Origin of the sequence: Rummeliibacillus sp. SL167 (assembly GCF_007896505.1) — a bacterium.
GTDB lineage: Bacteria > Bacillota > Bacilli > Bacillales_A > Planococcaceae > Rummeliibacillus > Rummeliibacillus suwonensis.
In genome coordinates this window covers 1,538,729-1,561,054 of the sequence record NZ_VCBM01000001.1, presented here as the reverse complement: position 1 = coordinate 1,561,054, position 22,326 = coordinate 1,538,729, and the positions used below count along the sequence as shown (strand labels likewise).

Genomic DNA, 22,326 nt, shown 5'->3' with positions numbered 1-22,326 from the left:
ATAATATTTTCAAGTAGGGTTTGAGCCCAGATAATCTTAAGGAGTTGTAATCGTACAATGGCTATCCAAAAAACATTTTTAATGGTAAAACCAGATGGTGTCCAACGCCAATTAGTTGGAGACATCGTTGACCGTTTTGAACGCAAAGGTTTTGTTCTTAGAGGGGCAAAACTTATGCAAATTACAAAAGAATTAGCAGAAAAACACTATGCAGAACATGCAGATAAACCATTCTTCGGTGAATTAGTTGAATTCATCACTTCTGGTCCAGTATTCGCAATGGTATGGGAAGGCGAAAATGTAATTTCTGTTGCTCGTTTAATGATGGGGGCTACTAACCCAGAACAATCTGCACCTGGCACAATTCGTGGCGACTACTCAACTACAGTATCTCACAATGTCATCCATGGTTCTGATTCATTAGCTTCTGCAGAACGTGAAATTGGTTTATTCTTCAAAGAAGACGAATTACACTAGGATAGATAAAAAGGAATTGTTTCATCATTTTCTGAAGCAAAACCTGTAAACTGAAAAAGGCACGAATGTTGAATTGAATAGCATTCGTGCCTTTTGCTATTTGGGTTTTAGTAAAAATTCGTGAGTACTGTTTAATATTAGGCGTGTTGATTAGGTAGAAATCAGGAAATATATTTACCATAATCCTTAAAAAACATGTATTTTTAGCTCCATTTATGTAGATCTTCGCTGCGGCTTGCTCGAGTCCTCGAAAATGAACGCATTTCCTTCGTGCGATGTCGATTCGATGAAGGCAATTCAATGTCCCGCGGGAAAAGCGAACAGTTGAGACCCTGCACGAGCGTAGCGATTAAGGAACGGAGTCTAAGGGCGCCATGTCCTGTGGCAACGACTCCGTGACCAACATCCTGTTGCCCACAGCGCCCGCCCGCAGGAAAGCGAGCAAGCCGTAGCGGCAATCAACGAATTCTCTCTATATTTATGGAGAAAATTGCATAATCAACACACCTGGTTTAATATAGCTTATTTTTAAATAATCTCTCTATTCTTCTATTTAAGATTCATTTTTTATCCGGTATAATGGACATAGGACTATAGAGAGGGAAGATTCTCATATGACAACTGATTACGAACAATTTATTGTAAATATTAAACGTAAAACGGGTATTGATCTAGCATTATATAAAGAAGCACAAATGAAAAGACGCTTAACATCCCTTTATGAAAAAAGAGGATTTAAAAGTTTCAGTGAATTTTTTAAAGGTATTGAAAGAGATCAAAAGCTTCTTAATGAATTTCTAGATCGAATGACGATCAATGTATCTGAATTTTATCGTAATGGAAAACGTTGGGAAGTATTGCAAAATAAAATATTACCAAGACTATTACAGAATAATAAAAGACTTAAAATTTGGAGTGCTGCTTGTTCAACGGGCGAAGAACCCTATTCTTTAGCAATGGTTCTTTCTAATTACTTGCCATTATCGCAAATCTCGATTTTAGCGACAGACATAGATGAAAATGCAATTGCTAAGGCAAAAGCCGGCGTTTATCCTGAAAGATCGATAGTAGAAGTTCCAACTAATATCAAGACTAAGTATTTTGAGCAAAACGGTGCGTTTTTTAAAGTGAAGGATGAAATTAAGCGAACGGTGACATTCAAAAAACACAATTTATTAAAAGACACTTATGATAGTAATTTTGATTTGATCGTTTGTCGGAATGTCATGATTTATTTTACAGAAGAAGCTAAAGATAAAATTTATCAGAGTTTTAGCCATGCACTACATTCAGGGGGAGTATTATTTGTAGGCAGCACCGAACAAATTTTCAACCCAGCAAGATATTCTTTTGATATAGAGGATACCTTCTTTTATCGGAAAATGTAAATTGGAAAATTTTGTATTACATTAATGGAAGCAGGCCCCATATCAAAAGTGGAGGATTATGGAGGACTTAAATCATCCACAAGCCTGATAGGATTATTGAAAAATTTTCACTACTTACTGCTTTTTTACGCTAAAATATGTTATAGTGAAAAATACATACTTTAACGAGTTGAAGGGAGAAAGTGTCATGCGATATTTAACAGCAGGAGAATCACATGGTCCGCAACTAACAACGATTATAGAGGGATTGCCAGCACAATTACCATTAACTGCTGAGATGATCAATAAAGAATTGAAACGTCGCCAAGGTGGTCATGGTAGAGGACGTCGTATGCAAATTGAAACAGATACGGTAGAAATTGCTTCTGGTGTTCGACACGGCAAAACGTTAGGATCTCCAGTGGCATTAGTTGTCAAAAATGATGATTGGAAACACTGGACAAAAATCATGGGAGCAGAGCCTTTAGCAGATGATGTAAATCCCGATGATATAAAAAGAAAAATATCGAGACCACGTCCAGGACATGCAGATTTAGTAGGCGGGATTAAATACGGACATCGTGATTTACGAAATGTTCTCGAACGATCTTCCGCTAGAGAAACGACTGTTAGAGTTGCAGTTGGCGCAGTAGCAAAAGCTTTGATCAACGAACTAGGAATTCGTATTGTTTCTCACGTTACCGAAATTGGCGGGATAATAGCTGACCATCAATCGATTGCTGGTAAATCTGCAGATGAAATTCGTAATATTGTTGAAGCAGATCCATGCTATTGTGCAGATCCAGTAGCTTCTGCGAAAATGGTAGAAGCGATTGATTCGGCAAAAGAAGCAGGCGATTCTATTGGTGGAGTTGTGGAAGTAATTGTGGAAGGATTACCTGCAGGAATTGGTTCATATGTGCATTATGATCGAAAACTGGATGCCAAACTAGCTGCAGCTATGTTAAGTATTAATGCGTTTAAAGGTGTGGAATTCGGCTTAGGTTTTGAAATGGCACATTTAAAAGGCAGTGAAGTGCATGACGAAATACTCTGGTCTGAAGAAAATGGGTATACACGACGCACGAATCGTTTAGGTGGTCTAGAAGGCGGAATGTCTACAGGAATGCCAATCATCATAAGAGGAGTTATGAAACCGATTCCTACTTTATATAAGCCTCTTCAAAGTGTAGATATAGAGACGAAGGAGCCATTTAAAGCAAGTGTTGAACGCTCTGATAGTTGTGCAGTTCCAGCTGCATCCGTTGTTGCAGAACATGTTGTTGCATTTGAAATTGCCAAAGCGATTGTGGAGCAGTTCCATAGCGATCAATTAGAGCAACTGAAAGCACAAATCGATGCAATGAAGCTATATGCGAAGGAGTTTTAAGAATGAATATCCCTGTTAAGGCACGCTCACATGCTTATGAAGTACAAATTGGCAGCGGTCATTTGACAAAAGCCGTTCAGTCATTTAAAGAGGAAATTTCAAAAGCTGATCGTTTGATTGTTTTTACAGATGAACATGTATGGAAAATTTACAAAGAACCATTTACAAATAATTTTCCATTTCCATTTGACGTGTTTGTTTTGCCTGGTGGAGAAGCTTGTAAAACATTTGATCATTACTTTGCTGCCCAAACTTTTCTTCTTGAAAAAAAATGCACACGAAAATCGTTTTTATTTGCGTTCGGAGGCGGGGCTGTAGGCGATTTAACAGGATTCGTCGCCGCAACTTTTATGAGAGGTGTGCCATTTATACAAATACCAACAACTATTTTGGCTCATGATAGTGCGGTTGGAGGAAAAACGGCGATTAACCATCCACTAGGAAAAAATATGATTGGTGCTTTTTACCAGCCTGAAGGCGTTATTTATGATATTGACTTTTTGGAAAGCTTACCGCAACGAGAAATCCGTTCCGGTATGGCAGAAGTGATCAAGCATGCTTTGATTTCTGATGAAAAATGGTTGCAGCAGCTGATGGACTATCCTTCTATTCTGTCACTATCTAAAGAACAATTAGAGCATAATTTAGAACAAGGTATTCGTGTCAAAGCCAATATTGTGGAACAAGACGAGGAAGAACACTCTGTTCGGAAATATTTGAACTTTGGCCATACATATGGTCATGCAATAGAGGCTGCGTCTGGTTTTGGAAAGGTAGCTCATGGAGAGGCTGTTATGATTGGGATGGTATATGCTCTATTACTTAGTGAACGTTATGGAGACATTACACATTCATTCACGAAAAAATTTTTACAATTTGCCCTTTCAAATGGTTATCCATTTGAAGCGGTAAGAAAATTTACTTTTGATGAACTACTCAGTTATTTGATGAAAGATAAAAAAGCTGAATATGGTCATTTGCAATTTGTCTTATTACGAAAAGTTGGTCAACCATTCGTTCAAAAAATTTCTCAACAAGAATGTCGTGAATTGGATCATCTTTTAAGAAAATTATTAGAGGAGGTAGCTTATGATTAGAGGCGTAAGGGGCGCGGTGACGATTGAACATGATGATGCTCAACTTGTGTTACAAGAAACGACTCATCTGATGCAAGAAATGATTGCTGCCAATCATATTGAACCGGAAAACGTTGCTTCAGTAATTGTTTCTACCACTCCAGATATTGTTTCAGCCTTTCCAGCAAAGGCTGTTCGTACATTAGAAAATTGGAATTATGTCCCTGTTATGTGTATGCATGAGATGAATGTGCCTGGAGCTCTACCACTATGTATTCGTGTATTAATACATGTGGATACTGATGAAAAGCAAAAAGACATTCGACATATTTATTTGAATGATGCGATTAAGTTACGACCAGATTTAGCAAAATAAATGTTACCGGAAAGAGGAGATTTTTTTATGAAATGGAAAGAACAAATTAATGGCATGAAAGCTTACCAACCAGGAAAATCAATTGATGCGGTAAAACGTGAATTTGGATTAGATCATATTGTCAAATTGGCTTCCAATGAAAATCCATTTGGTAGTTCGCCAAAAGTACATGAGTTTTTGGCGAAAGAGTCTTTCAATTTTGCCTTATATCCAGATGGTTATGCTACAGACATGCGTGCGGCTGTCGCAAAACATCTTGGCGTTTCAGGAGATGAACTAATTTTCGGTAACGGTTCTGATGAATTGATCAGTATTATTACACGTGCTCTATTACACCCAGGTGTGAATACGGTAATGGGTAATCCTACATTTTCTCAGTATGCACATAATGCCCGAATCGAAGGTGCAGAAATTCGTGAAGTCCCATTAAAAGATGGTAATCATGATTTGGATGCAATGTTGAAAGAAATCGATGAAAATACAGCGATTGTATGGGTATGTAGTCCAAATAATCCGACAGGTGTCGTTGTAGAAGATGCACCACTGAAATCATTTTTAAAACGTGTTCCAAAAGATGTACTAGTCGTATTAGATGAAGCTTATTTTGAATATGTCACAAATAAAAATCACAAAGACACGATTTCATACATTCATGATTATCCTAATTTGATCATTTTGCGTACATTCTCAAAAGCATATGGCTTAGCCACATTCCGAGTTGGGTATGGAATTGCTAATAAAGATTTAATCGCTAAATTAGATCCAGTCAGAGGACCATTTAATAATACAGGGTTAAGTCAAGCTGTTATTCAAGTTGCTTTACAAGACCAAGCATATATTCAAAAATGCCGTGAGGAAAATACAAAAGGTAAGGAACAAATCGAAGCCTATTGTGATGAACATGATCTACATTATTATCCATCAGATACGAATTTTGTATTAATGGAAATAAAAGCAGATAGTGATGTTGTATTCCAAAAACTAATGCAACGCGGTTTCATTATTCGAAGTGGTAATGCACTTGGAACACCAGGATATATTCGAGTGACAATTGGCACACAAGCACAAAATGAAGGATTACTAGCACAATTGACAGAGATTTTAAAAGAAGAAGGCGTCTTTTCTTGAAGCAAAAAGTCCTTATCATAGGGTTAGGTCTAATCGGCGGTTCCATTGCATTGGCTTTACAAAAATCATCGAGTATTCAAGTGATAGGTTATGACACAAACGAAAAAACACTTCAAAGTGCCAAAGTGCTAGGTGTCGTGCAAGATGTCACAAAACAACCTGAGTTGGCTGTAAAAGATGTAGATATCCTACTTTTTGCTACACCGGTTAATGCTACGATCGAATGGATGGAAAGATTGAAAACTTGGGATTTACCTGACAATATAATTGTCACTGATACAGGAAGTACAAAATCACTGATTATGCAAAAAGCGGTTGAATTAAAAGGCTTGGGAATTACTTTCATCGGAGGACATCCAATGGCAGGTTCTCATAAAAGCGGTGTCCTTGCTGCAAAACCTTATCTTTTTGAAAATGCTTATTATATGCTGACACCACATGAAGATGAAGATGAAAACAAAATACAACAGTTAAAAAATGTTCTTCAATATACACGAGCAAAACTAACGACTGTTTTAGCAGAAACTCATGATCAAATGACATCTGTAGTGAGTCATTTTCCACATATCGTAGCAGCTTCATTAGTACATCAGCTCGCCAAAGAGAGTAAAGATAATTCTTTAACAAAGCTTCTAGCGGCTGGAGGATTCAGAGATATTACGCGAGTAGCATCATCTAATCCTATTTTATGGCGTGATATTACACTGCAAAATCGTAAACAAATTAGTCATCAACTTGCTAATTGGCAAAAAGAAATGTCAAGAGTCCAAGCACTATTGGAAAGTGGAGATGACCAACAAATCGAAGCTTTCTTTGCAGAGGCAAAGGCTTTCAGAGATGAACTTCCAAGTACTGCTCAAGGGGCGGTTTATTCAACTTATGACTTGTATATTGATGTACCTGATTATCCAGGGAGTATTGCAGAAATCACTGCTTATTTAGCTGATGAGCAAATTAGCATTGCGAATATTCGAATTGTAGAAACACGTGAAGATATCTTCGGAATATTGGTCGTTAGTTTCCAAAATGCAGATGACCGAGCAAAGGCGGCTGCTTGTATTGAAAAACGTAGCCCATACGAGGTATATATATCGTAAAGGAGGTTGCATAATTTGGCAGATGTAAGACTACATTATAAAAAGCCTATTCTACATGGCGACATTACAGTTCCTGGCGATAAATCTGTTTCGCACCGTTCCATTATGTTTGGGAGTATTGCAAAAGGTCGCACAACTGTAAGTGGTTTTTTATTAGGTGATGATTGTTTAAGTACGATTGACTGTTTTAGAAAGCTTGGGGTTGAAATCGAACTGAATGATACAAATGTGGTGATCGATAGTCAAGGCATGAAAAATTGGAAAGAACCTATCGATATTTTATATACAGGAAATTCTGGTACAACGACTCGTTTAATGTTAGGGTTACTAGCTGGATCTAACATACATGCCATTCTAAACGGTGATGCTTCTATTGGAAAAAGACCTATGAAACGTGTGATTACACCACTTCGTAAAATGGGTGCACATATTACAGGAAGAATGGATGGGCAGTATACACCTTTAGCGATAAAAGGTAGTCCGCTACATGCGATTGAGTATACAATGCCCGTAGCTAGTGCACAAGTAAAATCAGCTATTTTACTGGCAGCGTTACAAGCCGAAGGGACTACTGTCATTCATGAAAAAAGTGTCTCAAGAGATCATACTGAAAGAATGCTACGTCAATTTGGAGCAGAAATAACTATAGAAAACGGAACCGTATCTTACAAAGGAGGACAAACTTTACACGCGACACATGTAGATGTACCAGGCGATATTTCTTCTGCAGCATTCTTTTTAGTAGCTGGTGTAATGGCTGAAAATAGCGAAATCACACTGCATAATGTCGGTTTTAATCCTACGCGGACAGGAATTATTGATGCATTAGCTGCAATGGGCGCTGATATGGGAATAATAGTAGCTGATGAAGAAGCTGCTGAGCCTACTGCTACGATTACGGTTCGAACATCTGATTTAGCAGCTATAACAATAGATGGTGAGCTAATCCCTCGGCTGATTGATGAAATCCCGATTATTGCTTTACTTGCTACTAAGGCAAAAGGAACGACAGTTATTCGAGATGCAGCTGAGTTGAAGGTAAAAGAAACGGATCGTATTACGGCGGTCGTTAATGAGTTAAAAAAATTGGGTGCCGACATCGAAGCAACGGATGATGGCATGATTATTCATGGTGGCAGCGAGCTCCATGGGGCCTCTCTTCAAACATACGGAGATCATCGTATTGGTATGATGGGCGCGATTGCGGCACTGTTGACAGATGATGCTGTCGAATTGGATGATATAGAGTGTATCGCGGTATCTTATCCAACATTCTTTGAAGATATTCAAAAAATTATAAAATAGTAGGTTCTCAAGAAACTCTCCTATATTAGGAGAGTTTTTCCTTGTGTATAAAGCCATAGTCATGTAGCATAATGTTAAAAGCGAAGGCAGTGCATCTAGCTTCGAAAATCATTGGAAAATCCAAATCGAAAGCGGTTATTTTAATGATTCAATTGAAGGTTAAAAAGTGTATGAGGGGAGTTATTTTTAGCTGTGCTAAAGTCGCAGCTCAGCTTAATGAAGGCATAAAAAGTAGAATCAGGTGACAAAATGGATATACAGGAAAAAATGATTGATACCATTCAAAAAGGGAACTTAGAAGGCATTCAAAATCTTCTCGAAGATTTTAAAATACAGGCAGATCCTTCTATACAATATGAAATAATAGGGTTGCTGACGAATTTCGGCTTTTTAGAGGAAGCTGATGAATTATTAGAACACTTATTATATTTATTCCCAGATGAAGCGCAACTTAAAATTGATCGTGCTACATTATTGATGGAGCGAGAACAAGAGGATGAGGCATTAAATTTATTGATGTCGATCGACACTGCTGCACCAGAGTATCCACAAGTTTTATTGGCTTTAGCGGATTATTATCAAATGCAAGGGTTATATGAAGTTTCAGAGCAGCGTATAGATGAAGCATTAGATTTATTGCCAGATGAACCCTTACTACATTTTGCAAAAGCAGAATTATTAATGGAAATGGGACGTTTTACGGAGGCAGCTCGTATCTATCATGAATTATACGAAGAACACACTGAAATAGCAGGGGTACGGTTAGTTGAGCGATTAGCAGAAGTACATCGTGCAGGAGCTGCGTTTGAAGAGGCCTTAACCTTTTATATGAAAGCACTTGAGGATAATACATCACCAGACCTATTATTTGGTGCAGCCTATTCTGCATTTCAATCACAAATGTATGAAACAGCTATTCGATATACGGAGGATTTAAAAACTTTAGATCCAGATTACTTTTCAGCCTATCTGCTATTAGCGCAAAGTTATGCGATGCTTGAAAATAATCAACAAGCATTAGTGGTGATTAAAGAGGGGATAACTCGCGACGAATATGATAAAGAACTCTATCTATTTGCAGGAAAAATGGCCCTTAAAAACAGCCTACCAGAAGAAGCTGAACAATATTTACGACAAGCAATTGCGTTAGATAGTGAATATATGGAAGCCATTATTACCCTTGTTTCGATCCTTTCAAAAGAAGAACGAGATGAAGAAATTGTTGAACTAATCGAAAAACTAGAGCAAGAAAGTTTTGATTGGTCGACTTTATCGGCGTTTGCAGCTATCTCTTACGATCGATTAGAAAAGTATGAACGTGCATACGATTTTTATCAATTAGCATATAATGACCATAAGGAAGATCCATTATTCCTTGAAAAATACGTTTATTTCTTGATTGAAGATGGTAAACGCGCTGAGGCAAAAGATGTAGTGAAACAGTTGATTGCTTTACAACCAGAAGAACCTACTTGGCAAGATCTTTTGCAAACTTTTGAATGAGAGGAGGCTCATACAAAATGACCGCATCCGTTTCTGTCTTGGACAAAAAAGAATTTGTCCGCTGGTTTTTAAAGAAGTACCAAATGAAACGACGTGAGTGTGTATGGATTTTGAATTATCTGCTTGGTCATGATGAATTATTAGAACATATTCATTTTGTAGAAGAAGCACATTACTGCCCACGAGCAATGGTTATGTCAACAACCGAATCATCTGGCATACCATTTCGCTTCTATCGGGGGAATATTATGACAGCAGATGCGGAAAAATCCTTCCATGATTTAAGACTTCATTCAGATGAAGAGATGTACATCCAATTAAATTTTCCAAAGGTTCCGCCAAGTAGAGAATATTTAACGGTATTAGAGGAGAATCCTTATATGCCAAATTATTTACAAATAAGCGAATCAGATCGTCAGCTTGCAGAGGAAATTTTGCAAGATAGTATGAAGACTTTTCAAGAGGAAGCTATTTTAAAACAGATTGATGAAGCATTAGATCAAAATGATAAAGAGAAGTTTTATAAGTTGTCTGCATTATTGAATGTGATTAAAAATGTAGAAAAAAAATAAAGACTTCATCCGTCATTGGATGAAGTCTTACTTTTAGGAGGAATACAAATGTTTTGGACAAGCAAGGATATTGATGAATTTTTAACACAAAAGGAGTTTATTGATACAGCATTAGTTCCATTAGTCATATTAGAAGGAAAAGATTTAGGTATAAAACAGAGTGCTTCTGGGGCAGAATTTTTAATGTCATTAACAAATTTCATTGAACAACAATTCAAGGGACGAATTGTGTTAACTTCACCAATTACATATACTGCGTCAATGTCAAAAGAAGACATAATCACAGCTATTTATGATGAATTAGTGACTGCTGGTTTCAAATATATTTTCTTTATAACATCTGACCATGAATGGAATAGATTCACAACAAATTACGACATGATTTGGCTGCCATCTATTCCATTAGGTGATATGGATGAAAAAGTTAAACAATCAGTTCTAAGTGATCAGTTAAGACAAGTAATACCAGTGCTATCTTCAAAATGGTCAAAACAATAAATCTTCTTTCAATAAATGTTCACAAATGGACATAAAACAGTTGAATGCGTTATTGACCTCACATTTTAGTTGATATATCATAGATATGTCCTAGTATTACTATTTTGTATAAGTTTGTCCGTTGGACTGACCTGAAGTTAGAGGGGGGAAAAGGATGAGTAACAATCGTGTCACAAGACGTCAATTTTTGAACTATACACTTACAGGTGTTGGTGGTTTCATGGCAGCTGGTATGTTAATGCCAATGGCTCGCTTCGCAGTCGACCCAATTTTACAAAAAAAAGCTGGGGGAGACTTCGTACCTACTGACAAAAAAGCCTCAGAGCTTTCTGCCACTCCTGTAAAAGTAGATTTTACGTTTGAACAAGTTGATGCTTGGTACAAATCAAAAGTTACAAATACAGCATGGGTTTATAAAGATGGGGATAAGATTATTGCGCTTTCACCAGTATGTAAACATTTAGGCTGTACGGTTAACTGGGATGGTAACAAGGATTTTAAAAACGAATTCTATTGCCCATGTCACGGAGGCCGTTATGAGAAAAACGGTAAAAATGTGGCAGGTACACCACCACTTGGTCCATTAGACGAGTTTGAAGTAAAAGTAAAAGACGGTCTATTATTGATCGGAAAAACAAGAGCAAACACTTTAGTATAATTGTAAGGGGGTACGACATCAGTGCTTAATAAAATCTATGATTGGGTCGATGAACGCCTTGATATTACACCGATTTGGCGCGATATTGCCGACCACGAAGTTCCAGAGCACGTAAACCCTGCACACCATTTCTCTGCATTCGTATATTGTTTTGGCGGGTTAACGTTCTTCGTTACTGTTATTCAAATTTTATCAGGTATGTTCTTAACAATGTACTATGTACCAGATATCGAAAATGCGTGGAAATCTGTTTACTACCTACAAAATGAGGTAGCATTCGGTGAAATTGTGCGTGGTATGCACCACTGGGGCGCTTCCCTCGTAATTGTCATGATGTTCCTTCATACATTACGTGTATTCTTCACAGGATCTTATAAAAAGCCTCGTGAATTGAACTGGATTGTTGGGGTTCTAATCTTCTGTGTAATGTTAGGCCTTGGCTTTACAGGTTACCTACTTCCTTGGGATATGAAAGCATTATTTGCTACAAAAGTAGGTATTCAAATTGCAGCTTCTGTACCATTTATTGGTGAAGCAATCAAAATATTATTAGCTGGTGATTCATCCATCATCGGTGCACAAACATTAACAAGATTCTTTGCGATTCATGTATTCTTCTTGCCAGCATGTCTACTTGCATTGCTTGCTGCGCACTTTATCATGATTCGTAGACAAGGGATATCTGGCCCATTGTAGTATTACAATACAGCCATTAATATTTCCTTAAGGAGGGGACAAAATGCATAAAGGAAAAGGAATGAAATTCGTAGGAGATACGCGTGTTCCAAAAAAGGACAACAAAAACGTATATCCACCAGATTATTCCGAATATCCAGGCAAAACAGAACCATTCTGGCCAGACTTCTTGTTAAAAGAATGGATGGTTGGTGCGGTATTCCTAGTTGGTTATTTAATTTTAACAATTGCTCACCCATCTCCACTAGAGGGACAAGCTGATCCAACTAATACTAGCTATATTCCAATGCCGGACTGGTATTTCTTATTCTTATATCAATTACTTAAATATGAATATGCTTCAGGTCCTTATAATACAATTGGTGCAATTGTTATTCCAGCCATTGCGATTGGTTCATTGATGTTAGCGCCATTCTTAGATAGAGGTCCTGAACGTAAGCCATTAAAACGACCACTTCCAGTAGCATTTATGTTATTAACACTTGCTGCTATGGTCTTCTTAACATGGGAATCAGTTGTTAACCATGACTGGGCTGCTGCTAAGAAACAAGGACAAATCGTTAAAGCGGTTGAGATTAATCAAGAAGATCCAGGTTACAAAGTATATGCGAAACAATCATGTATTAACTGCCATGGTGATAAACTTCAAGGTGGTGCAGGTCCTGCACTAACGGATACAGGTTTATCTGCTGATGAGATTGCTAAAATCGCACATGAAGGTAAAGGCGGTATGCCAGCAGGCCAATACAAAGGATCTGATGAAGATCTTCAAAAATTAGCTAAATTTATTTCAGGTTTAAAAGCTGAATAATAGGGGACTATATAATCTTCGAAACATTTTTTACTAGCTAATGGAGCTACTCCGAAAAGTTGGTTTTCACCGACTTTTTGGGTAGCTCTTTTTCTTTTTCGGACTGCTTCTATTCTTTACATATAAAGATAATACTGTATAATACATAACAAATTATTTTATAATATAAGGGGAAAATGATGACTAGACTATTGATGTTTGTATGGAAGATATTATCGCACCGTTTTTTTCTGTGGATGTTATTAATCATTAATATATTAGGGACAATTGGTGGTTATATTTGGTATGGTGAGCAATTATCGATTACGAGTCCTATTTTTTATATTTTTGTTCCCGATAGTCCGACAGCTACTCTCTTTTTCTCGATTGCTATTATAGGATGGCTATTCGGCAAAAACTGGGGCTTGATAGAAGCATTAGCGCTTATTACATTAGTTAAATATGGTCTTTGGGCAGTAGTGATGAATATATTGGCATTTATGCAAATGGGGTCAATTGGTTTTCTAGGATGGATGCTTGTTATTTCTCATTTTGCAATGGCTGTTCAGGGAATTTTATATATCCCCATGTATAATATGAAGATGATTCATGTAGGAATTGCTTCAATTTGGACTCTACATAATGATGTTATTGATTATGTCTTTGGTCAGATGCCGATCTATAGTATGCTTTCTATGTACATGTCTAAAATAGGCTATTTCACATTCTGGTTATCGATTGCTTGTATTACGTTAGCTTATTTTGTATCACAAAAAAGGTTATCGTTTGCGGTAAAAAATGATTCCCTTTAAAATAAGGTTAAGTACGTAATAGGAGGATGGTTTATTTGTCAATAGCGATGTATATCGTATATTTTCTCGTGTTAATGTTATTGCCTCTTTATGCACAACGGAAGGTAATAAAAACGTATAGGCGTTATGCAGAAGTTCGTTCCACTTCGGGGATGACAGGTGCAGAAGTAGCAAGAACCATTTTGGATAGCAATGGGCTAAGTAATGTAAGAGTTGTAGAAACATCAGGTGTTTTATCGGATCATTACGATCCAACAACTAAGACTGTAGCCTTATCATCGCAAAATTATCATCATGCTTCCGTTGCTGGTACTGCTGTAGCAGCTCATGAATGCGGACATGCAATTCAACATAAGGAAGCGTATGCTTTTTTAACATTTCGTTCAAAATTAGTACCAGCAGCCAATATTTCTTCAAATGCATCATGGATTTTCATTATGATTGGTCTCCTTGGATCAATAAAATCATTGATGCTTGTTGGAATCATACTATTAGCGGTTGGAGTACTTTTTCAATTTGTTACGCTACCCGTAGAATTTGATGCATCTAAACGCGCTCTCAATCAAGTTGTTAGCTTAGGAATTATTCGTAATGAAGAAGAACCTGATGCGCGAAAAGTATTAAGTGCAGCAGCTTTAACTTATGTAGCAGCAGCAGCTACCGCCATCTTGGAATTGTTACGATTATTGTTAGTCTTTACAGGTATGAATAATGATGATGAATAGTGTTCGTAAATAATATTAAGGCATCTTGGTTAGGATGTAGTACAAACATAATGTTTGTATGAAAATACTCAGCTAGGCCCAAAAGGTATACTACAAAATTTATTTGTAGGTACCTTTTTGTTTTATATGTACGTATTTAAACAGCTCATATAAATGTTGAAAATTTCTTGGTATGATCTACCGAATCTAGCTATTCATTAAACGACGGAGATGTAAGATCATACATAATTTGACTAAAACAATTCAAGTATATGTCGAAAAAATAACAAAAGCCGTTCTTTGGTCAATACACATATATTTGGAGGAGAATATCATATGAAAAAGGCAGTAGTATGTTGCATCATCGCAATATCATTACTACTCAATACTGATGGGAATGTTTTTGGGGGAGCAGAGATTGCAAAGGCAAGTTCGATTTCAACTTATAAAACTACAGCTAATATAAATATGCGTAAGGGGGCTAGTATAAAATCTTCACGTATTCTCGTAGTTCCAAAAGGAAAAAAGGTTATTTATATTTCCAAAAAACGTACTAAGAATGGTACTTGGTATAAAATGAAATATAAAAATAAAAAAGGCTGGTTAAATGGTCAATATATTAAAGTAGTCAAAACAATTAAATCAGTGAAACACGAAAATACTCCAAATGCAGCAAAAGTAAAAACTACGAAAGAAAATATAGCAATTCATCCCTTAATCATTGCTCACCGGGGAGGAGCTAATCATCTTGCTTCTGAACACTCTCTACTCGCTTATAAGCAAGCTGTTGATAAAAAGGCGGATTACATCGAGATTGATCTTAGATTAACGAAAGATAACCAGTTAATAGCTATGCATGATGAAACAGTAGACAGAACCACTAATGGTACCGGAAAAGTTTCAGATTATACTTTACAGCAGTTAAAACAATTAAGCTTGAGTGATGGTCAAAAAATACCTAGCCTTGAAGAAATTTTTGCCCGTTTTAGAAAGACTACGAAATACTATATTGAAACAAGGAAAGTTGATGGAAAAACTGTGATGGAGGATGAATTATTAAAACTAGTTCATCAATATGGATTGGAAAAACAAGTCATCATACAATCATATTCACAGGATAGTCTAAAGCGAGTAAAAAGTTTAGATCCTAATATTTCTCTAATTTTACTATTAGTTGGCGACACAGTAAAAAACGTAAATATAAATGCTGTTAAGCAATATGCAATAGGTGTAGGACCTTATGCGCAGCTGATTGATAAAAGCTTTGTCGACAGAATGCATCAAGCGAATTTAAAAGTGCATGCTTGGTTCGATCATTCAAATGAGAAGGAGCTCATTCATAAAACGTTACAATATGGTGTTGATGGTGTTTTCACAGATTATTTAGCTGACACACAGAAAATGATTAAGAAATGAAATACAAGAGTGGTTTAAATCATGAAAATAGTAAAGAAACAAATAGCTTACAGGGTAAAATACATTTAAAGTATAATTTTTTGTCAGTCAATACTAGAGTTTTAATATTCGAATGAATGGGTAATTTTTTTGGAATTAATCTATCAAAATATTAATGATTTTACAGTAGATTCAAGCAAATTTACTAGTAATTTTGAATTTGAGCCAACTTCATATGGACAAGCTATTGAAGAAACTTGTGCTTGGTATATTAAGAATAATGATATTTATAAATAATATGTCGTGAGGAAAATTATATTTTTTCATATTTTATGCTGCGTTAACGGGCGGCAAGAACACACCTTAAGGTTAGGGAAAAACGAGAAAAGAGAGTGGGGGATCAACTGCCTGTAAAAAACCGGTTGATTCGGGTCAACAAGATGTTGGTCACTCAGGTGTTACCACAGGACGTGGCAACACCTGAGTGTTCCTCTATTCAGTGAGGAAGAAGAAAACTCCACTGATGGAAGCTTCACTTTTTATGATGGTACAGTCTAACCGATTGATTTAGCGAACACCTAGAAAGATGAAGAAAATCCACACTAAGTTTTATTCAAGCGGTCTTTTTTGATCGTCTAAAGTAAAACCTTCCCCACTAACGTCATGCACTTCAGAGACAGATATGAAGGCATGTGGATCTACTGTCAGAACGATACTTTTCAGCTTGAACATTTCATTTTTGGCGACTACACAATAGATGACTTCGCGTTCTTCCTTTGTATAATAGCCATACCCTTTTAAAAACGTAACACCCCGATCCATTTGTTTGGCAATGCGCTCAGCAATTTTATGATTATTATTGGAAATAATGATCGCCCCTCTTGCTGCGTAAGCTCCTTCTTGTACAAAGTCAATGACTTGAGCGGTGACAAATACACAGACTAATGTATACATAACAGAGCGAGCGTCTAGATACGTTATCCATGATAAGACGATGACGGTTGCATCAAAGATAAACATCGTTTTCCCCATCGGCCAACCGAAGAATTTATTCACTAATCGAGCAATGATATCTACGCCACCTGTTGTGCCCCCAACACGGAAAATGATACCAAGCCCCACACCAAGAAATACACCAGCAAATAATGATACAAGGAACATATCATCATGCAAATCAATTGGAAATTGATAAATTTGAAATATTTTTAGAAATACGGATACAGATACAGTCCCAATAATCGTATAAGCAAAAGTTTTTTTACCGAGTACACGCCATCCGATGACGAACATGGGTATATTTAACATTAAGTTCATGATCGCAGGATCCAAGTGGAATACATTGTATAAGATTAATGTAATACCGTTGAACCCGCCTTCACCAAGATGGTTCTGAATATTAAAATGCACAAAGCCAAAACTGAAAATAGCGGCTCCTAATATAATGAACAAAGTATTTTTTATTTTAATATTTGGCATGTCGTTTCACCTCATTTTTAGTTGTATAGAGTATAATAACGTTAGTGTGTAGATAAATAGTTAGGTTTGAAGTATACGTAATTTGACAGCGAAACATAAATTGATCTTGATTCAGAAAAAGCCATCTCTATAGTTGGCGCAATTACGCTGGGGCGTATAGATGGCTAGTAAGATTGTTTCTTTTTAATAACTTCGCACAAGATTATATTATCATGCATTTTTGAGATTTTGACAACAATGATGATAGTTGATTAGGATAAGAAGAGGGATTTTCATCTCCTCATTAGATGTTAGTAGAACCAATTGGGCATATACAGGTAGAAGATCCCCACCACTTCTTCATGTTTATTTGAACCGAGAAGAGAGGAATCTTACGGCTTGTTCATGTGAGATAAATTGAAATATAAGATGATAATTGTTGGACTAGAAAGGAAGAGAAATAATGACTATTCGAGTTGTAATCGCAGGACCAAGAGGGAAAATGGGACAAGAAGCAGTACATACGGTCATCAATGACGATAATATGGAATTAGTAGCAGTGCTGGATCATAAAGAATTAGCACCCAATTTAGCACAATATGAACAATTCCCAGAACAATATAATGTCCCTGTTTATACAGAATTACATACATTATTTGATGCTGTACAAGCAGATGTTTTTGTAGATTTGACCACACCAAAAGTAGGATACGAACATACAAAGGCGGCCCTTTTTGCAGGTGTACGTCCTGTCATTGGCACAACTGGATTTACGGATGAACAATTAGAAGAACTTGTGGCCATTGCGAAAACTTCAGGGGTAGGATGTATAATCGCTCCTAATTTTGCTATTGGTGCTGTACTAATGATGAAATTTGCTCAAATGGCAGCCAATTATTTTGCGGATGTTGAAATTATTGAAATGCACCATGATCGAAAATTAGATGCACCATCTGGTACAGGTGTGAAAACGGCTCAACTGATAGCCAAAAACCGTGTGCCACATAAACAAGGGAATCCAGAAGAACATGAAAATCTTTCTGGTGCAAGGGGTGCTGATATTGATGGCATGCGCATCCACAGTGTTCGTTTACCAGGACTCGTTGCACATCAACAAGTTCTCTTTGGGGGAGCAGGAGAATTATTGACCATTCGCCACGATTCGTTTGATCGTAAATCATTTATGACAGGTGTAAAATTATCAATTGAAAAAGTAATGGAATTAAAAGAATTAGTCTATGGGTTAGAAAATATTTTATAAAAGGTGATGACTATCTATGAAAATCGCTCTAATTGCGCATGACAAGAAAAAAAGTGATATGGTGCAATTTGCGACAGCATATCGTGACATTTTGGCACAACATGAAATATTTGCAACAGGGACAACTGGACAACGAGTAATAGATGCTACAGGTTTGAATGTAAAGCGATTTCGTTCGGGACCGTTAGGCGGGGACCAACAGATAGGGGCTATGATTGCCAATAATGATATGGATATGGTTATCTTCTTCCGTGATCCATTAACAGCACAACCCCATGAGCCGGATGTATCCGCATTGATCCGTTTAAGTGATGTTTACCAAATTCCCTTAGCGACGAATATGGGGACAGCGGAAGTATTATTGAAAGGATTAGAGAAGGGATTTATTGATTGGCGATTAATACAAGAACGCAGAAATTAGAAAGGTAGTGGTCGGATGAAAAAACTAAAAATCGGTATTACATGTTATCCGACCGTCGGAGGCTCTGGTGTTATGGCAACAGAGCTTGGTAAGATGCTGGCAGAAAGAGGTCATGAAATTCACTTTATTACATCTAGTATGCCATTCCGTTTAAATAAAGTTTATCCGACAATTTTTTATCATGAAGTCCAAGTGAACAATTATTCGGTTTTCCAATATCCTCCGTATGATATTGCTTTGGCAAGTAAAATGGCGGATGTCATTCAAAGTCAAGAGTTAGATGTATTACATGTCCATTATGCGATCCCACATGCTGTATGTGCGGTTCTAGCACGGGATATGTCAGGACAAGACATCGGCATCGTCACAACCTTGCATGGTACAGATATTACGGTTTTAGGATATGATTCTTCTTTAACGAGCGCCATTCGATATGGAATTGAGAAATCCGATATTGTTACAGCTGTTTCATCTTCTTTAAAACAGCAGACCTATGATTTGATCGAAACAGATAAACCGATTGAAACGATTTATAATTTTGTAGATGAACGTGAATATTATCCGAAAGATGGTACTCAGTTAAAACAAGATTTTGGTATTCAAGAGCATGAAAAGGTATTAATACATGTTTCAAACTTTCGAAAAGTAAAACATGTACCAGATGTTATTCGAACGTTTATCAAAGTAAGAGAGAAAATGCCCGCTAAATTATTATTAGTTGGCGATGGCCCTGAAAAAAACCAAATCATGCATGAAGTGAAAAAATGTCCTTTTGCGACAGATATTTTGTTTCTAGGCAAACAAGAAAATTTGTCCGAGTTGTATGCCATGAGTGATTTAAAATTGTTGATGTCTGAAAAGGAAGCCTTTGGGCTCGTATTATTAGAAGCAATGGCGTGTGGAGTACCAGGAATCGGTACCAATATTGGTGGGATACCTGAAGTTATTCAGCACGGAGAAAATGGCTATATTGTAGAACTTGGCGATTACGAAGAGGCTGCAAGATATGCAATTGATTTATTACGAGATGAACGTAAACTTCAACAGTTCCGAGAAAATGCTATCTTTACGGCGAATCATCATTTTCACTCATCTAAAATTGTCGATCAATATGAATCGCTCTATGAAAGGGTGGCGCGACAACATGACTGAACAAAAAGCATGGCAAGCAGCTTTCGATGTGATTGCGTCACTTGAGGACAATGGCTATGAAGCGGTAATCGTGGGCGGAGCTGTACGCGATTCACTCAGAGGTCATATGGTTAATGATGTGGATGTTGCTACGAATGCAGTACCTGAAGAAGTAAAAAGGGTTTTTACACATACGGCGGATGTTGGTATTCAACATGGTACAGTTTTAGTTATTCATCCGATGAGTCCTGTAGAAGTGACGACATATCGTACAGAAGGTACTTATCAGGATCATCGTCGTCCCGATCAGGTGCAATTTGTGTCTTCTTTAGCGGAAGATCTAAAAAGACGTGATTTTACGATTAATGCCATGGCGATGTCGGGAGATCGGAAAATCATTGATCTGTTTGGTGGTCAAGAGGACTTAAAAAATGGTGTGATAAGGGCTGTAGGAGAGCCGATAGAGCGTTTTAAAGAAGATGCTTTAAGAATGCTTCGTGCAATCCGTTTTAGTGCACAATTAGGTTTTCAAATTGATGATGCTACATTTCAAGCCATTTCAAGACAGGCTCAAGATATCCGTTTTATAGCGGTAGAGCGAATAAAAGCTGAGTTCGATAAAATCTTTACGAGCGAGCATCCTGAAAATGCTATGTACAATATTCATCAATCTGGTTTAGCTCCCTTTTTGCCAGGAGAATATAGGCATCAAGCGAGCTACTGGAATCATTTCAAGGCAAGTGAAGATGCACGGAAGGGATGGGCTTATTTTTGCCTATTGCAACAGCCTCAAGATAGCCAGATGATGCATGCCTTTAAATGTTCCAATAATGAAAAAAAACAAGTAGATGAAATCATCAAAGCCTATCAATCCCTAATCTCAACGGGCTGGACGAAAAAAGATTACTTTACGTTCGATTTAGAAATATTGAAAACAGCCTATGAATTTGCAAACAATTTTGGAAAAACAATTGTACAGCCTAAATCATTAATCGATATAGAGAAGATAAAATCTAGTCTAGCTTTACAAAAAAAATCAGATTTAGTAATAACAGGACATGATTTGATCGAATGGAGCGGTCGAAAAAGTGGCCCATGGTTAAAAGAATCGCTGGATCAAATACTGATTGAAATTCTTGAAAATCGTCTAAAAAATGAACGACAACAAATAAAGGAATGGTTATTAAATGAGCGTACCCATTAAATATGAACTATTAAAACGGTTATTTGATGCGAAAGGAAAGCCTGTCTCCGGTCAACAATTAGCAGATGATTTAAATTTGTCCAGAACGGCTATATGGAAACATATGAAGCAATTAGAAGAAGAAGGCTATCAATTTGAATCTATTCGAAAAAAAGGATATATCCTAATTTCTACACCAGATACTTTAGATCCTGCTAAAATAACGGCTATACTTGAAACAGAGCAATTCGGGAAAAAAATCATTTACGAAGAATCACTGACGTCTACTCAAACGATAGCGCATCAGCAAGCACAGGATGGAGCACCAAACGGTACAGTTGTGATCTGCGAGGAGCAAACCGAAGGAAGAGGGCGTTTAAAGCGACCTTGGAGTGCACCATTAGGTAAGGGGATTTGGATGAGTGTTATTTTACGTCCTAATGTTCTTCCTTATGAAGCACCACAGTTTACATTAGTAGCGGCTGTTGCCGTTACTTGTGCGATTAAGGATGTCACTGGTGTTAGACCAGATATTAAATGGCCGAATGACTTATTGATCAACGGAATGAAATTCACAGGGATCCTAACAGAGATGCAAGCTGATCCAGATCGTGTAAACGCGATTATTATGGGAATCGGTATTAATGTAAATCAGGAACCTGAAGATTTTGATGATAAGATTGTCAATTTAGCAACGTCCTTGAAGATAGCAACGGGTAAGTCCATTGATCGTGCAGAACTTGTGGCTAAGATTCTTTATTATTTAGAAAAATTCAGCAATCAGTATATTAGAGAAGGTTTTGAAAATATTAAAGCATTGTGGGAAGAATGTTCTTGTACGATTGGCAATCGTATTAAGGCGACAACACTACGTGAAGTTTATGTGGGAAAAGCCATTGGGATTACAAAGGATGGCATATTAAAATTGCAACTGGACGATGGAACCATAAAAGAAATCTATTCAGCGGACATTGAAGTTGAAAAATAATGTTGGCAATCGCATTAAATATTGTTATAGTGGTACCATAGGA

23 protein-coding genes are annotated in these 22,326 nt (G+C 37.0%); 22 read left to right on the top strand and 1 reads right to left on the bottom strand.

The features are described 5' to 3' along the window. The first annotated feature begins 57 nt into the window (after positions 1-57). The 17 genes from ndk to FEZ13_RS06910 all read left to right on the top strand — a co-directional run bounded on the left by ndk (position 58) and on the right by FEZ13_RS06910 (position 15,865). Positions 58-477 carry a nucleoside-diphosphate kinase gene (ndk, locus tag FEZ13_RS06990; RefSeq protein WP_146552006.1) on the top strand — a complete coding sequence of 140 codons (420 nt, stop codon included), beginning with the start codon at positions 58-60 and terminating at the stop codon, positions 475-477. 614 nt (positions 478-1,091) lie between these two features. After that, entirely contained in the window at positions 1,092-1,865 is a 774-nt protein-coding gene (locus FEZ13_RS06985) for a CheR family methyltransferase (RefSeq protein ID WP_146552005.1), read from the top strand. Between the two features lie 187 nt (positions 1,866-2,052). Then, positions 2,053-3,234, top strand: a complete 1,182-nt coding sequence (gene aroC, locus FEZ13_RS06980; RefSeq protein ID WP_146552004.1) for a chorismate synthase — start codon at positions 2,053-2,055, stop codon at positions 3,232-3,234. 2 nt (positions 3,235-3,236) lie between these two features. Further along, on the top strand, positions 3,237-4,331 hold the full coding sequence (gene aroB / locus FEZ13_RS06975) for a 3-dehydroquinate synthase (protein WP_146552003.1): 1,095 nt from the start codon (positions 3,237-3,239) through the stop codon (positions 4,329-4,331). Next, entirely contained in the window at positions 4,324-4,686 is a 363-nt protein-coding gene (gene aroH, locus FEZ13_RS06970) for a chorismate mutase (RefSeq protein WP_146552002.1), read from the top strand. The genes aroB and aroH overlap by 8 nt, the downstream gene beginning before the upstream one ends. Before the next feature lie 27 nt (positions 4,687-4,713). Further along, complete coding sequence (gene hisC / locus FEZ13_RS06965) at positions 4,714-5,814, top strand: histidinol-phosphate transaminase (RefSeq protein ID WP_146549194.1); 1,101 nt, start codon at positions 4,714-4,716, stop codon at positions 5,812-5,814. Next, entirely contained in the window at positions 5,811-6,911 is a 1,101-nt protein-coding gene (locus FEZ13_RS06960) for a prephenate dehydrogenase (protein WP_146552001.1), read from the top strand. Before hisC ends, FEZ13_RS06960 begins: the two co-directional genes overlap by 4 nt. 15 nt (positions 6,912-6,926) lie before the next feature. After that, a complete protein-coding gene (gene aroA, locus FEZ13_RS06955; protein WP_146552000.1) occupies positions 6,927-8,216 on the top strand; it encodes a 3-phosphoshikimate 1-carboxyvinyltransferase in 1,290 nt (429 codons plus the stop codon). Between the two features lie 249 nt (positions 8,217-8,465). Continuing rightward, positions 8,466-9,719, top strand: coding sequence for a tetratricopeptide repeat protein (locus FEZ13_RS06950; RefSeq protein ID WP_146551999.1), 1,254 nt, complete (start codon positions 8,466-8,468; stop codon positions 9,717-9,719). A gap of 17 nt (positions 9,720-9,736) precedes the next feature. Continuing rightward, a complete protein-coding gene (locus FEZ13_RS06945) occupies positions 9,737-10,291 on the top strand; it encodes a ReoY family proteolytic degradation factor (protein ID WP_146551998.1) in 555 nt (184 codons plus the stop codon). Positions 10,292-10,339: 48 nt separating this feature from the next. Further along, positions 10,340-10,789, top strand: a complete 450-nt coding sequence (locus FEZ13_RS06940; protein ID WP_146551997.1) for a DUF2487 family protein — start codon at positions 10,340-10,342, stop codon at positions 10,787-10,789. 154 nt (positions 10,790-10,943) lie between these two features. Beyond that, positions 10,944-11,447 carry a QcrA and Rieske domain-containing protein gene (locus FEZ13_RS06935; protein WP_146551996.1) on the top strand — a complete coding sequence of 168 codons (504 nt, stop codon included), beginning with the start codon at positions 10,944-10,946 and terminating at the stop codon, positions 11,445-11,447. A 21-nt stretch (positions 11,448-11,468) separates the two neighbouring features. Then, positions 11,469-12,143: a menaquinol-cytochrome c reductase cytochrome b subunit gene (gene qcrB / locus FEZ13_RS06930; RefSeq protein WP_146549187.1), complete on the top strand. Its 675-nt coding sequence runs from the start codon at positions 11,469-11,471 to the stop codon at positions 12,141-12,143. A 43-nt stretch (positions 12,144-12,186) separates the two neighbouring features. Then, the gene (locus FEZ13_RS06925) at positions 12,187-12,954 is read left to right on the top strand and encodes a menaquinol-cytochrome c reductase cytochrome b/c subunit (protein WP_146551995.1); all 768 of its coding nucleotides are present in this window, start codon (positions 12,187-12,189) and stop codon (positions 12,952-12,954) included. Between the two features lie 179 nt (positions 12,955-13,133). Continuing rightward, positions 13,134-13,745 (top strand): lipoprotein heptaprenylglyceryl N-acetyltransferase LhaT, encoded by a 612-nt coding sequence (lhaT, locus tag FEZ13_RS06920; RefSeq protein WP_370467637.1) that lies wholly within the window; start codon positions 13,134-13,136, stop codon positions 13,743-13,745. A gap of 47 nt (positions 13,746-13,792) precedes the next feature. Next, positions 13,793-14,470 carry a zinc metallopeptidase gene (locus tag FEZ13_RS06915; protein WP_146552769.1) on the top strand — a complete coding sequence of 226 codons (678 nt, stop codon included), beginning with the start codon at positions 13,793-13,795 and terminating at the stop codon, positions 14,468-14,470. Between the two features lie 315 nt (positions 14,471-14,785). After that, positions 14,786-15,865, top strand: a complete 1,080-nt coding sequence (locus tag FEZ13_RS06910) for a glycerophosphodiester phosphodiesterase family protein (protein ID WP_146551993.1) — start codon at positions 14,786-14,788, stop codon at positions 15,863-15,865. A 588-nt stretch (positions 15,866-16,453) separates the two neighbouring features. Here the strand turns inward: FEZ13_RS06910 and FEZ13_RS06905 are convergent. After that, entirely contained in the window at positions 16,454-17,320 is an 867-nt protein-coding gene (locus tag FEZ13_RS06905) for a YitT family protein (protein ID WP_146551992.1), read from the bottom strand. Between the two features lie 442 nt (positions 17,321-17,762). Here FEZ13_RS06905 and dapB point away from each other — a divergent pair, with 442 nt between their 5' ends. Genes dapB through FEZ13_RS06880 form a run of 5 tightly spaced genes read left to right on the top strand, consistent with a single transcriptional unit; the run spans position 17,763 to position 22,283 of the window. After that, complete coding sequence (gene dapB, locus FEZ13_RS06900) at positions 17,763-18,560, top strand: 4-hydroxy-tetrahydrodipicolinate reductase (protein ID WP_146551991.1); 798 nt, start codon at positions 17,763-17,765, stop codon at positions 18,558-18,560. 16 nt (positions 18,561-18,576) lie between these two features. Then, entirely contained in the window at positions 18,577-18,981 is a 405-nt protein-coding gene (mgsA, locus tag FEZ13_RS06895; RefSeq protein ID WP_146551990.1) for a methylglyoxal synthase, read from the top strand. 15 nt (positions 18,982-18,996) lie between these two features. Then, entirely contained in the window at positions 18,997-20,133 is a 1,137-nt protein-coding gene (bshA, locus tag FEZ13_RS06890) for an N-acetyl-alpha-D-glucosaminyl L-malate synthase BshA (RefSeq protein WP_146551989.1), read from the top strand. Continuing rightward, complete coding sequence (locus FEZ13_RS06885) at positions 20,126-21,316, top strand: CCA tRNA nucleotidyltransferase (RefSeq protein ID WP_146551988.1); 1,191 nt, start codon at positions 20,126-20,128, stop codon at positions 21,314-21,316. The genes bshA and FEZ13_RS06885 overlap by 8 nt, the downstream gene beginning before the upstream one ends. Then, positions 21,300-22,283 (top strand): biotin--[acetyl-CoA-carboxylase] ligase, encoded by a 984-nt coding sequence (locus FEZ13_RS06880; RefSeq protein WP_146551987.1) that lies wholly within the window; start codon positions 21,300-21,302, stop codon positions 22,281-22,283. The genes FEZ13_RS06885 and FEZ13_RS06880 overlap by 17 nt, the downstream gene beginning before the upstream one ends. Positions 22,284-22,326: the final 43 nt, after the last annotated feature.

What these genes read in the sequence shown, in the direction of transcription:
- lhaT (WP_370467637.1), top strand. Translation starts at nt 13,134, where the DNA reads ATGACTAGACTATTGATGTTTGTATGGAAGATATTATCGCACCGTTTT.
- FEZ13_RS06910 (WP_146551993.1), top strand. Translation starts at nt 14,786, where the DNA reads ATGAAAAAGGCAGTAGTATGTTGCATCATCGCAATATCATTACTACTC.
- FEZ13_RS06940 (WP_146551997.1), top strand. Translation starts at nt 10,340, where the DNA reads ATGTTTTGGACAAGCAAGGATATTGATGAATTTTTAACACAAAAGGAG.
- aroB (WP_146552003.1), top strand. Translation starts at nt 3,237, where the DNA reads ATGAATATCCCTGTTAAGGCACGCTCACATGCTTATGAAGTACAAATT.
- FEZ13_RS06915 (WP_146552769.1), top strand. Translation starts at nt 13,793, where the DNA reads ATGTATATCGTATATTTTCTCGTGTTAATGTTATTGCCTCTTTATGCA.
- mgsA (WP_146551990.1), top strand. Translation starts at nt 18,577, where the DNA reads ATGAAAATCGCTCTAATTGCGCATGACAAGAAAAAAAGTGATATGGTG.
- FEZ13_RS06905 (WP_146551992.1), bottom strand. Translation starts at nt 17,320, where the DNA reads ATGCCAAATATTAAAATAAAAAATACTTTGTTCATTATATTAGGAGCC.
- dapB (WP_146551991.1), top strand. Translation starts at nt 17,763, where the DNA reads ATGACTATTCGAGTTGTAATCGCAGGACCAAGAGGGAAAATGGGACAA.
- aroC (WP_146552004.1), top strand. Translation starts at nt 2,053, where the DNA reads ATGCGATATTTAACAGCAGGAGAATCACATGGTCCGCAACTAACAACG.
- hisC (WP_146549194.1), top strand. Translation starts at nt 4,714, where the DNA reads ATGAAATGGAAAGAACAAATTAATGGCATGAAAGCTTACCAACCAGGA.
- FEZ13_RS06885 (WP_146551988.1), top strand. Translation starts at nt 20,126, where the DNA reads ATGACTGAACAAAAAGCATGGCAAGCAGCTTTCGATGTGATTGCGTCA.
- FEZ13_RS06950 (WP_146551999.1), top strand. Translation starts at nt 8,466, where the DNA reads ATGGATATACAGGAAAAAATGATTGATACCATTCAAAAAGGGAACTTA.
- FEZ13_RS06925 (WP_146551995.1), top strand. Translation starts at nt 12,187, where the DNA reads ATGCATAAAGGAAAAGGAATGAAATTCGTAGGAGATACGCGTGTTCCA.
- FEZ13_RS06880 (WP_146551987.1), top strand. Translation starts at nt 21,300, where the DNA reads ATGAGCGTACCCATTAAATATGAACTATTAAAACGGTTATTTGATGCG.
- ndk (WP_146552006.1), top strand. Translation starts at nt 58, where the DNA reads ATGGCTATCCAAAAAACATTTTTAATGGTAAAACCAGATGGTGTCCAA.
- FEZ13_RS06985 (WP_146552005.1), top strand. Translation starts at nt 1,092, where the DNA reads ATGACAACTGATTACGAACAATTTATTGTAAATATTAAACGTAAAACG.
- bshA (WP_146551989.1), top strand. Translation starts at nt 18,997, where the DNA reads ATGAAAAAACTAAAAATCGGTATTACATGTTATCCGACCGTCGGAGGC.
- FEZ13_RS06935 (WP_146551996.1), top strand. Translation starts at nt 10,944, where the DNA reads ATGAGTAACAATCGTGTCACAAGACGTCAATTTTTGAACTATACACTT.
- FEZ13_RS06945 (WP_146551998.1), top strand. Translation starts at nt 9,737, where the DNA reads ATGACCGCATCCGTTTCTGTCTTGGACAAAAAAGAATTTGTCCGCTGG.
- aroH (WP_146552002.1), top strand. Translation starts at nt 4,324, where the DNA reads ATGATTAGAGGCGTAAGGGGCGCGGTGACGATTGAACATGATGATGCT.